Consider the following 11,025-nt stretch of genomic DNA (forward strand, 5'->3'; position numbering starts at 1 on the left):
AACGACAGAAAGCGTAAACAGATAAAAATTACTTTAATTTCACTCTTTCAAACGCATTTCCAGATAATCGCGGAGGATACGGGCATGATTATACACCGGTTCTTTGGAAGCGTAAAGCAATGTTATCACCGGATGCGGCTTGATAAGAGTCAGAAAATCAGCCATTGAGGAAGAAGCGTCAAGTTCTTTCTGATACTGTATGACGAAGTCTTCCCAGTGTCCGGGAATATCTTCGTGAAACCATCTACGCAATGTGGAAGACGGTGTGATGTCTTTTGCCCAATAATCGTACTTAAGCCATTCTTTCTTCATTCCACGTGGCCATAATTTATCTACCAGTACCCGGTAGCCATCTGTTTCTGAAAAATCTTCGTAAACCCGCTTTATCCTAACCTGTATCATTTCTATTTATAGTTAATTATAAATAGATAAACCGGAAAATGCGAAAATTGTTTAGCAGAATCCACTCAATTCTGTAACGAATCCTGTGCTTTTTTAAATTCGTAAGGAGTCATTCCCGTCTTTTTCTTAAAAAGATTGTATAAAATCGGGGTGCTATTAAATCCGGCCTCATCCGCAATGGCACGTATCGTATAATTAGGATGCTTTTTCATCAGTTCAATGGCATAATTAATGCGCAATTCATTGATATATCCATTGAAATTGGTTCCGGTACATTCTCTTATCATCCTCGCAAAACGTGCGTTATTCAGATGTACGATTTGTGCCAGATCTTCTCTCGACAATTCTGAAGAAAGATATAACTGTTTCTGAATAACGATATCATTCAGTTCCTGAAATATCTTCTTATTCTCTTCTTCTTCCCCACTTTCTTTATCTGTATCGTTAGCAAGTTCTTCCAGTTCTTCGGGTGAAATACGTTCCGGTTCAACCTCCGACACAACAGCCAGTTGTTCGTATACTTCCGATAACTGGTTCCCATCTTTTCTATTAGCAAATTTCTCGTTTATAAGCCTGGCAAGCATCCTGTTCTTATATTCGACTATATGATTGAAATGCCACAAACGCCAAACGATAAACAGAGTCAACACAACAATACATGCAAGAAAACAGAGGGTAATATTTCTTATTTTTAATTGAAAAGCCTGTTCGGCAATATATTCTTCTTTTTCAGAAACGCCGTACATTGCATTCAATTCCAATGCAGCATTGTTTCTATCCCGGGTATTGATACTATCTGTTATAGTTAAAATCGTTTCACGTATCTCGGCAGCTTCTTTGTATTTATGCATACCCAAATATGCCTTCACCTCCTGTCGAAGGACAGTCAGATACTGTTCATTCAAAGTATCCTGCTGGGTTCTCATCAATTCCTTGAACCCCCTGCAATTATCAATAACCTTTTCATATTGTCCGGAAAGCGCCAAATAAGGAACCGAGTACATTTTTCCGTCGGGAGTATGAGACTCTTTCTTTGATAAGTATTTCTGATAATATTGCTCCGCCTTCTCATATTTCTTCTCCATGCAATAGATGTAAGCTAATTTGGCATATAAATAACTATATTGGCCATCTACATAATCTTCAGAGATTTGAGGTACTTCCTTAAGCCGTTCAATCTGCTTTTCACGCTCAAAACCCACTTTCAATGCCTCATCAATTCGAGAATCATTCATTAAAAAGCTCATTTCTGCTCCATAGTAATAAGAGAGCAGCATCATTTCCCGCATCTCCTTTGAGCCCCGCAAAAGCTCAATAGTCCGGTTAAAATAATCGTATGCTTTATCTTTAAAAGATAATCTCCAATTATTCTCCCCCATACAGAAAAATAACCTGGCTTTGGCTTCCCTGTTCCCTAATTCTTGCGCCTGCCTGATTCCATCTAATGCATAACGCATACTTTCATTATATTTGCTCATCATTGCCGAAAATTCAGCCAAATGTACTGTCATTTTCAGCATGTGTTTCGGATCTTTTTGATATAGAGAATCAAGCAAATAAGCTTTCCTTGCATACATAAATGCTAGTTTATTCATATACATATTACTATATGATAAACTACGCAATTCATTTACAACCCGCAAAGGAATCGTTTTCCTGTTCTCCACTTCGTCCAGTAATTGCAGAGCACGCCTAGGTTCGGGAATATAAATATTCCTGATATATTTCTCCGTATACAGAGAATCATCAGTTAAAGTTTTATCAGCCCTCGAAAATTGATTGTGTACAAATAAAAGCACCAAAATACATACAAAAAAACGCATAAGATCTTACCGTGTTTTAATCATTCAGCATCCAAAGATATGTATTTTCCACAAAAAGTGCAAGGTGCATCTTAATTTTGCAAAATTAAAATAAGAAACATTAGCTATCTTCTTATCCCAATCCTAGTTTCTGATAAATCTTCATCTCACAGAATCACAAGCCTAAAGCCTTCCCCAACCGGGCTTCAATACACGCGCTCAAATCGGTTGTAACAAACTTCCCATTATAAAAAAGAGTAAAGATAGTGGCTGGTGTAGGCGCATATTGTGCTTGTTCCATGGTTTCTAATTCTATTATTTTTAATGGGAGATCCTTGCTCTTGGCTGCATTGACCAAAGAACCGCGAACATGGAATTCTGTAAACGGACAGCGATGAGTATAATACACTACTATTCCATCCCGGTCGGGACACTCACCTGTCAATACACTGTCGTTGAATGAAGGATCGGGAGCAGCCGGATTTATTTTCAAAGCCAACAAACTGAATCCGTAAGGAAGTTTTTCTATAGTTTGGAAACCTTGTCGCAGCAGCCATTTTGTATCACTCATAAAATGAAATTTAGAAGTGCCCACTACGGTAACTAAACCATCTTTTCCCTGCAATTTCGCATCATCAATAGCAGACTGCAGCAAAGCCTTGCCATGCCCGCATCCTTTATATTTACCCGATACCCAGAAACAATTTATCATCAGATAATTAGGAGCACTGACAGGAACCCACGCCTTTTCAGCAGGACCATATTCGATGAACACTTTTGCCCGTTCATCAATACGTCTGAAAACATAACCATTATCAAACTCTTTTTTCAGCCATGCTTTTTTTAACTCATAACTATCTTTGCATTTCTTATCCGAAAAGGCACAGCATATATGTTCGTCCGCAATATTCTCCTTCGTCAAAGTGATGTAATTTGTTTCCATAATATTTTATTTAATAGGTTTAAAAATAACAGATCAATAAGCACTCATTATTATGAGTTATTAGAAAATCGCCAGGCTAATATTCTGCTGCTTTTAGTTCCCTGCTGCATTCTGATAATCTTATACTCCGATGCATTCACAGACTTCAATTTAGCACATAGCTTTTCAAGATTCTTTTCTTTTGAAACCAAGCTGGTAAACCATCCACAGTTCTTCTGATATTTCTGACTCTCGGAGATCATATTCAGTATAAAACGGATTTCTCCACCCTCACACCAAAGTTCATTCGCACTCCCGCCAAAATTTAATTGTACTTTTTTCACCTTCATCCCTTTCAGGCTACTCAATTTGCGCAAGGTTCCGTCTTCCGCTTCTTCCTTCGAGCTATGAAACGGAGGGTTACATATCGTAACATCAAAATACTCGCCAGGCATGATAATTCCATCAAAAATTTTCTGACTGTCTTTCTGAAGTCGCAAGTCAATCTTATGTGCCAATACCGGGTTGCAAGTCACTATCTTTCGTGCATTCTCAATCGAGACCGGATCAATATCACTGCCCACAAATGTCCATCCATATTCTGTGTGCCCTATAATCGGATAAATACAATTTGCACCTACCCCAACATCCAGACATCTGCATTTCGTTTTCTGTTCGTTCGCATCTTCCTCCTCTGTCTGCAAATCGTTCGCTACCCTATCCGGCTGAATAAGATCGGCAATATAATGAATATAATCCGCTCTTCCGGGAATGGGTGGACACAAGTATTGTTTCGGTATATCCCAGTACCGAATGCCATAATAACTGATTAATAATGCTTTATTTAAAGCTTTTACTGCTTGCGGATTAAAAAAGTTTATAGTTTGTACACCCAGAGGATTAAGTGATACGAATCTCTTAAGTGGAGGATATTTTTCTATCAACAACGAAAAATCGTATTGACCATTGTGCTTATTTCTTATATGTAACTCACCTTTTTGCGCCATGTCGGCAAAGATACAGAGAATTTTCCTGTCTGCAAATTTTCCCTGTTAATACACTAAATTGGAATCAAATCACCCCAAAATATCATAAAATAAAAAAGCATCCCATAAGGTCATTTTCTGATACCTTAATTAGGATGCTTATTCTATAACACATTGATATTCAATGCTTAAAAGCGGAGAGAGAGGCTCTCGAACCTATACATTCAAGAAATATCATAAAATTGCAAATTACTGATAATCACACACAATTTGGAATACATAGTAAATCTAAATCTTTCTGAATATCTTTTGCTATTCCAAATATTGGGTGTATATTTGGGTGTAGAATTTCAAACGCACCCAATTATGAATATCAAACGAAACATCATTTTTGCATTGGAAAGCCGGAAAAAGAACGGTGTGCCAATTGTGGAGAATGTCCCCATCCGTATGCGCGTCATATACGCAAGCCAGCGCATTGAGTTTACAACGGGTTACCGCATCGATGTAGCCAAATGGGATTCCGACAAGCAGCGAGTAAAGAACGGGTGTACCAACAAATTAAAGCAAAGTGCATCTGAAATCAATGCCGATCTGCTGAAATACTATGCCGAAATTCAAAATGTGTTCAAGGAGTTTGAGGTACAGGAAACCATGCCAACTACCCAACAACTAAAGGATGCATTCAACCTGCGGATGAAGAATGCCAACGAAGAACAGCAGGAAGAAGCACAGATAAGTTTTTGGGAGGTGTTCGATGAATTTGTAAAAGAATGCGGCAATCAGAATAACTGGACTGAATCCACATACGAAAAGTTTGCAGCCGTTAAAAATCACCTCAAGGAGTTCAAGGAAGATGTGACCTTTGAATATTTCGATGAGTTCGGATTGAACGAGTATATCAATTTCCTGCGTGACAAAAAAGACATGAGAAACAGTACCATCGGTAAACAAATGGGATTCCTCAAATGGTTCCTGCGATGGAGCTTCAAGAAAGACTATCACCAGAATATAGCATACGATACGTTCAAACCGAAATTGAAAACCACCCCCAAGAAGGTAATCTTCCTGACATGGGAAGAGTTGAACAGACTAAAAGACTATCAGATACCCAAAGACAAACAGTATCTGGAACGTGTCCGGGATGTTTTCCTGTTCTGTTGCTTTACCAGTCTGCGTTATTCAGATGTTCGTAACCTAAAGAGAAGTGATGTCAAGTCCGACCATATAGAAGTCACCACCGTTAAAACGGCAGATAGTCTGAGTATTGAACTGAACAAGTACAGTAAAGCCATACTTGAAAAATACAAGGACATCCATTTTGAAAACCACATGGCATTGCCTGTTATCAGCAATCAGAAAATGAATGATTATCTGAAAGAACTGGGAGAACTGGCAGAAATTAACGAACCTATACGTGAAACCTACTACAAAGGAAATGAACGTATAGATGAAGTTACACCGAAATACGCATTACTCAGCACACATGCAGGAAGAAGGACATTCATCTGTAATGCACTGGCTCTCGGTATTCCTGCACAGGTTGTAATGAAATGGACAGGGCACAGTGATTATAAAGCCATGAAGCCTTACATTGACATAGCAGACGATATTAAGGCCAATGCAATGAACAAGTTTAACCAACTCTAAAAGTATCAGTCAGTTTCACAGATTATCCATTATTAGAGTTATCTTTGTTAAGTAATAGTTAGTGATATGGAAAATAACAACGAACATAATATAAAGAAAGGTCATTTTGATGCCTTTGTCCATGCTGTCGGTTCGGAAATAGAACAGGCACAAGTCCGACTCATTACCGCAGCCAATGCCCAGATGTTGTTCCATTACTGGAAAATGGGGAATTATATACTGTACCACCAACACCTACATGGGTGGGGTGGTAAAATTATCAAAAAATTGGCACAGGCAATCAGATTCAATTATCCTGAAAAGAAGGGATATTCGGAACGTAATCTTACTTATATGTGCCAGTTTGCCCGTTTATATCCGTTAAATGTACTTCGTAGTTTTATTGAAGCAGATTCAATACTGTCGGTCCCAAATATTCAAAACATTACTAATGAAGTCCTTAAGCTCAATAGCGGACAATTTACGCAGGAGCTTACTGCGCAAATACAATCAGCTGATAATCAATCTTTAGAAATTACGCAGGAGGTTCCTGCGCAATTTCAGAATGTAGCAAAAACAGTAGCAACCATCTATAAAATAAAAATAGAGGATATAGAAGATTTATTCTTGGCGTCACCGATTGCAAGAATAAATTGGGCAAGCCATATGGTCATACTCAATAATCCGCTACCATTGGGCGTAAGGTATTGGTATATGAAACAATCTGTAGAAATGGGTTGGAGCAGTAATGTGCTGAAAATGCAGATTGAAAGTAATCTGTATGACAGACAAATCAAGAGTAACAAGGTAAACAACTTCACTGCCACACTTCCGGCACCTCAAAGCGATCTTGCCAATTATCTGTTAAAAGACCCGTATATCTTTGACTTGGCAGGAGCAAAGGAAAAGGCTGACGAAAGGGATATAGAAGAACAGTTGGTAAAGCATGTAACCCGTTACTTGCTGGAAATGGGTAACGGCTTTGCTTTTGTTGCCAGACAAAAACATTTCCAGATTGGGGACAGTGACTTTTTCGCCGACCTGATCCTATATAATATCAAGCTCCATGCCTATGTTGTCGTGGAATTGAAAGCAACGCCATTCAAACCGGAATATGCAGGGCAGTTAAATTTCTATATCAATGTTGTAGATGATAAACTGAGGGGAGAAAATGATAACAAGACCATCGGTCTTTTGCTGTGCAGGGGTAAGGATGAGGTCGTGGCACAATATGCCTTGGCTGGATATGACCAGCCGATAGGTATCAGCGACTATCAATTGAGCAAGGCAGTACCCGAAAATCTGAAATCTGCCCTACCGAGTATAGAAGAAGTGGAAGAAGAACTGACCTTATTCCTTGACAAGGACAAGAACCCATAATATAAAGTATATGGCAGGAAAGATACAGACGATGATTCCCCAATATGGAGAACTCAACAGAATATACAGAGACTATATAGATAATTACGCTTTTTCTTTTGACAGGCAGAAATTCATATCGGATTTCTATCAGGAGTATAATGACATGAAATCCTTTGAAGCCGCTATCCTTGAACTGGTGCTTGACAAGCAAAAAGAGCAATACACCTTGATACTCAACAGCCTGAAAACTGAAATAGAAAAGAGCATACAGGCTTATGAGATACGCCCGTTAAGTGACAGAGCCATAGAACGTGCTTGCTATCAGCACATGGAAAGGTATTCTCAGGAAATTGAAGCCCAGCTGGATGTTACAAGAAGTCTGAGCAAGCCGCTGAATGAAGCCAACAACAGGTATGATTCCATTGGTTACAGGGAGCATACAGCCGAAGAGGAAAAACAGGCAGAGAAAGAATATGAACGCTGCAAGGCTGAATATGACAGGGAAAAAGCCAAACTGAACAAACTCTATGATCAGCAAAAGGCTGCAAGAACAGAGGCATTCCAATACATGAAGAACTGTTGTGCGGACATATACCGTCAAAGCTGCCTTTTTCTGGATATATTGAAGAAATACATTCCTGACGGAAAGCAAGAGAATAAATCAAGCGAGCCAATCAGTCAGCAGGAAACGACAGAAGAACAACAGGAATATTTCAGCATGAAATTACTTTCGCTCATTCATGAGGTGTGCATAGGAGAACAGTTCGAAGAAATTTCCGCACTGGATTTCTATGCCAATATGAATCTTCACCCCTGCAACTGTAAGCTGAAAATAAAACCGAGAGAGAAAATACGTGTATGCTATCTGATATTCCTGATGAGCGAGAAACTCTCCAAACAGGACAGGGACAAATGGAAAGACAGAATACTGAAACTGCTGGATATTGACGACAGCTACTACAAATCCAAGTACAAGGAGCCTGTTTCAGATTTCCCCAGTGACAGCAACCAAAATTTCGCCAAGGAAATGGAACATATATTCAGATAATCCGTAATATATCCTGATACTTTACGAAAGTTCCACTTTTACCACTCAAAATAATTTTTGAGTGGTATTTTTATTTTCTGATATTCAATAAGATACAATGATATTCAGTTTGTACCGTCCCCATCCTTACCACTCATAACCCTACCTAATTTTGCATCGTTCGAGAACAGAAATAACAGCCAGTGCGCAGGGCTGATTGTTTAACGACTAAATAGATTGGACGATGACAAATATCCAAGAATTATTATCAAAACCCGTCTGGCAGATGACAGGCGAAGAATTCATATTCCTGAGTAAGCACGCTTCAGGTCAGGCCGAAGCATTGCCGCAACCCGTTACAGACACGGAAAAGAAGTATGTGTACGGAATACTCGGTATAGCCAAACTGTTCGGGTGCAGTCTGCCCACTGCCAACCGCATAAAGAAAAGCGGTAAGATAGACAAGGCGATTACCCAGATAGGGCGCAAGATTATCGTAGATGCGGAATTGGCTCTTGAGCTTGCCGGGAAGAAAACAGGAGGACGGAAATAATGGGAGGTATGCTTATGGACTATATGAAAGAAATAAAGGAGATTTCGGCAGAACAGGCAATAATCCTTTGGCAAGCTTCACGCCTGAGTCTGTCGAAAATCTACGAAAAAGCACCTGAGATTCTAAAAGTGCAAGGTTCGGTCATTGGTACACTGGGCAATTTCAGTGCATCCATCGGCAAAGCCAAGAGTAAAAAGACTTTCAATGTATCGGCTATCGTAGCCGCCGCATTGAAAAACGGTACGGTACTGCGGTATGTTGCGGAACTACCGGAAGAAAAAAGGAAGATTCTTTATGTGGACACGGAACAAAGCCATTATCACTGTCTGAAAGTCATGAAACGTATTTTACGGCTTGCTGGTCTTCCTGATGACAGGGACAATGAACATCTGGAGTTTCTCGCTTTGAGGAAATACACGCCCGAACAGCGTATCAGGATTGTCGAACAGGCTATCTATAATACACCGGACATAGGGCTTGTAATCATAGACGGCATCCGTGATATGGTATATGACATCAACAGTCCGGGAGAATCGACACGCATTATATCCAAACTGATGCAGTGGACGGATGACAGGCAGATACACATCCATACGATACTCCACCAGAACAAAGGCGATGAAAACGCAAGAGGGCATATCGGTACGGAGCTGAACAACAAGGCGGAAACCGTTCTGCTGGTGGAAAAGGACAAGAGCAACGGGGATATAAGCAATGTTTCAGCCATGCACATCCGTGCAATGGATTTCGAGCCTTTCGCTTTCCGTATCAACGACAATGCATTGCCTGAACTCATAGAGGGGTACAGACCCGAAGCGAAGAAACCCGGAAGACCGGAAGAGGAAAAGTTTGACCCTTACAGACATATTAGCGAACAGCAGCACCGCATAGCACTGGAAGCGGCTTTCGGACTGAAAGAGGAATACGGCTACAAGGATCTGGAAACCTCCTTAATCAAGTCATATATGTCGGTAGGTGTAAAACTGAACCATCAAAAAGCGGTATCACTTATCACCATGCTCCGGAACAAACGGATGATAGTACAGGAGAACGGCAGGAAATACACGTTCAAGCCGGACTTTCACTATTAGACCGTATAACCTGTAATCACTTCACTTTATTCGGCAGGTCTATATATTAAGAATAAAGCGAAGCGGTTGTAGGGAATAGAAAAGCGCTTCACTTTATTACCGTATCCTATATATACGAAGATAAAGTGAAGTGATTATACAGACCGTACTTCATAAAAAAGTACGGGCGAAAAGAGAAATAAATATTCCAACCATTATTCAAACACTCATCTTATTATGGATATACAGACAGCAAAACAAATCAGGATAGCGGATTTTCTGTACAGTTTGGGATATTCTCCCGTCAAGCAGCAAGGTATTAACCTATGGTACAAATCCCCGTTACGGGAAGAGACAGAACCCTCGTTCAAAGTAAATACCGAGCGCAACCAATGGTATGATTTCGCAATCGGCAAAGGTGGAAATATCATCGCACTGGCACAGGAACTCTACTGTTCCGACTATGTGCCTTATCTTCTACAGAAAATCGAAGAACAGATACCACACATACGTCCCGTGTCTTTCTCTTTTGGCAAGCAATCATTTTCCGAACCGAGTTTTCAGCAATTGGACATTGTGCTGCTGGCTTCTCCTGCCCTGCTTGCCTACCTACAGGAAAGAGGGATAAACACGGCACTGGCGAAAAGAGAATGTAAGGAAGCCCGTTTCACCCACAACGGCAAACGGTATTTCGCCATTGCCTTTCCGAACATATCAGGCGGATATGAAATTCGCAACCGATATTTCAAGGGATGTATCGCACCAAAAGAAATATCCCATATCAGACAGTCAGGAAAACCAAGGAGTACATGTTACGTTTTTGAGGGATTTATGGATTACCTTTCCTTTCTTACTTTAAGGCTGGAAAGCTGTCCGCAATCACCCGACTTCGACAGACAGGATTACATAGTTCTTAATTCCGTAGCCAATGTTCCCAAGGCACTCTATCCGTTGGGAAGCTATGAGCGCATCCACTGTTTCTTTGACAATGACCGTGCAGGAATGGAAGCAATACAGCAAATCCGAAAGGAGTATGATGCTACCCGGTATATACGTGACGCCTCGCAAATCTACAGTGGATGTAAAGATCTGAACGAATATTTACAGAAACGAATAGCCGATAGGAAAGAGCAAGCGCAATCTGTCGAAAAGAGGAATGATACGCTATCCAAGAAACCGAAAGGCTTCCGGTTATAGCCCACTATAACTACACGCTTCGCTTTCGTAGTTGTGGGCTCTCCCGAGGGGATTAGGGCTTTGCCCTAATGACCC

At 40.3% G+C, this 11,025-nt stretch carries 10 protein-coding genes; 6 read left to right on the forward strand and 4 right to left on the reverse strand.

All coding sequences use genetic code 11. The annotated features are described in order from the left end of the window. Positions 1 to 39 precede the first annotated feature (39 nt). The 4 genes from KTR06_RS16990 to rlmF form a co-directional block, all read right to left on the reverse strand. Positions 40 to 402, reverse strand: coding sequence for a DUF488 domain-containing protein (locus tag KTR06_RS16990; protein ID WP_008021523.1), 363 nt, complete (start codon positions 400 to 402; stop codon positions 40 to 42). A gap of 65 nt (positions 403 to 467) precedes the next feature. Next, the gene (locus KTR06_RS16995) at positions 468 to 2,225 is read right to left on the reverse strand and encodes an AraC family transcriptional regulator (RefSeq protein ID WP_118407655.1); all 1,758 of its coding nucleotides are present in this window, start codon (positions 2,223 to 2,225) and stop codon (positions 468 to 470) included. 154 nt (positions 2,226 to 2,379) lie between these two features. Next, the gene (locus tag KTR06_RS17000) at positions 2,380 to 3,147 is read right to left on the reverse strand and encodes an N-acetyltransferase (RefSeq protein WP_120067442.1); all 768 of its coding nucleotides are present in this window, start codon (positions 3,145 to 3,147) and stop codon (positions 2,380 to 2,382) included. A 50-nt stretch (positions 3,148 to 3,197) separates the two neighbouring features. Next, positions 3,198 to 4,133: a 23S rRNA (adenine(1618)-N(6))-methyltransferase RlmF gene (gene rlmF / locus KTR06_RS17005; protein ID WP_120067443.1), complete on the reverse strand. Its 936-nt coding sequence runs from the start codon at positions 4,131 to 4,133 to the stop codon at positions 3,198 to 3,200. A gap of 345 nt (positions 4,134 to 4,478) precedes the next feature. Here rlmF and KTR06_RS17010 point away from each other — a divergent pair, with 345 nt between their 5' ends. The 6 genes from KTR06_RS17010 (at position 4,479) to KTR06_RS17035 (ending at position 10,950) form a co-directional block, all read left to right on the forward strand. Then, positions 4,479 to 5,762, forward strand: coding sequence for a site-specific integrase (locus tag KTR06_RS17010; protein ID WP_021992115.1), 1,284 nt, complete (start codon positions 4,479 to 4,481; stop codon positions 5,760 to 5,762). A gap of 66 nt (positions 5,763 to 5,828) precedes the next feature. Then, a complete protein-coding gene (locus KTR06_RS17015) occupies positions 5,829 to 7,121 on the forward strand; it encodes a YhcG family protein (protein WP_007842332.1) in 1,293 nt (430 codons plus the stop codon). A gap of 10 nt (positions 7,122 to 7,131) precedes the next feature. After that, positions 7,132 to 8,151 carry a hypothetical protein gene (locus KTR06_RS17020; RefSeq protein ID WP_007842331.1) on the forward strand — a complete coding sequence of 340 codons (1,020 nt, stop codon included), beginning with the start codon at positions 7,132 to 7,134 and terminating at the stop codon, positions 8,149 to 8,151. Between the two features lie 223 nt (positions 8,152 to 8,374). Then, positions 8,375 to 8,683 carry a DUF3853 family protein gene (locus KTR06_RS17025; protein ID WP_007842330.1) on the forward strand — a complete coding sequence of 103 codons (309 nt, stop codon included), beginning with the start codon at positions 8,375 to 8,377 and terminating at the stop codon, positions 8,681 to 8,683. A 14-nt stretch (positions 8,684 to 8,697) separates the two neighbouring features. Next, entirely contained in the window at positions 8,698 to 9,774 is a 1,077-nt protein-coding gene (locus tag KTR06_RS17030) for an AAA family ATPase (RefSeq protein WP_007852816.1), read from the forward strand. 216 nt (positions 9,775 to 9,990) lie between these two features. Further along, positions 9,991 to 10,950 carry a toprim domain-containing protein gene (locus KTR06_RS17035; RefSeq protein WP_007842328.1) on the forward strand — a complete coding sequence of 320 codons (960 nt, stop codon included), beginning with the start codon at positions 9,991 to 9,993 and terminating at the stop codon, positions 10,948 to 10,950. Positions 10,951 to 11,025: the final 75 nt, after the last annotated feature.

This window comes from Bacteroides sp. MSK.20.12 (assembly GCF_019052435.1).
In the GTDB taxonomy this organism is placed as follows: Bacteria; Bacteroidota; Bacteroidia; order Bacteroidales; family Bacteroidaceae; genus Bacteroides; species Bacteroides xylanisolvens.

Excerpts from the sequence above, each read along its gene's own strand:
- KTR06_RS16990 (WP_008021523.1), bottom strand. The coding sequence starts at position 402 with ATGATACAGGTTAGGATAAAGCGGGTTTACGAAGATTTTTCAGAAACA.
- KTR06_RS16995 (WP_118407655.1), bottom strand. The coding sequence starts at position 2,225 with ATGCGTTTTTTTGTATGTATTTTGGTGCTTTTATTTGTACACAATCAA.
- KTR06_RS17000 (WP_120067442.1), bottom strand. The coding sequence starts at position 3,147 with ATGGAAACAAATTACATCACTTTGACGAAGGAGAATATTGCGGACGAA.
- rlmF (WP_120067443.1), bottom strand. The coding sequence starts at position 4,133 with ATGGCGCAAAAAGGTGAGTTACATATAAGAAATAAGCACAATGGTCAA.
- KTR06_RS17010 (WP_021992115.1), top strand. The coding sequence starts at position 4,479 with ATGAATATCAAACGAAACATCATTTTTGCATTGGAAAGCCGGAAAAAG.
- KTR06_RS17015 (WP_007842332.1), top strand. The coding sequence starts at position 5,829 with ATGGAAAATAACAACGAACATAATATAAAGAAAGGTCATTTTGATGCC.
- KTR06_RS17020 (WP_007842331.1), top strand. The coding sequence starts at position 7,132 with ATGGCAGGAAAGATACAGACGATGATTCCCCAATATGGAGAACTCAAC.
- KTR06_RS17025 (WP_007842330.1), top strand. The coding sequence starts at position 8,375 with ATGACAAATATCCAAGAATTATTATCAAAACCCGTCTGGCAGATGACA.
- KTR06_RS17030 (WP_007852816.1), top strand. The coding sequence starts at position 8,698 with ATGGACTATATGAAAGAAATAAAGGAGATTTCGGCAGAACAGGCAATA.
- KTR06_RS17035 (WP_007842328.1), top strand. The coding sequence starts at position 9,991 with ATGGATATACAGACAGCAAAACAAATCAGGATAGCGGATTTTCTGTAC.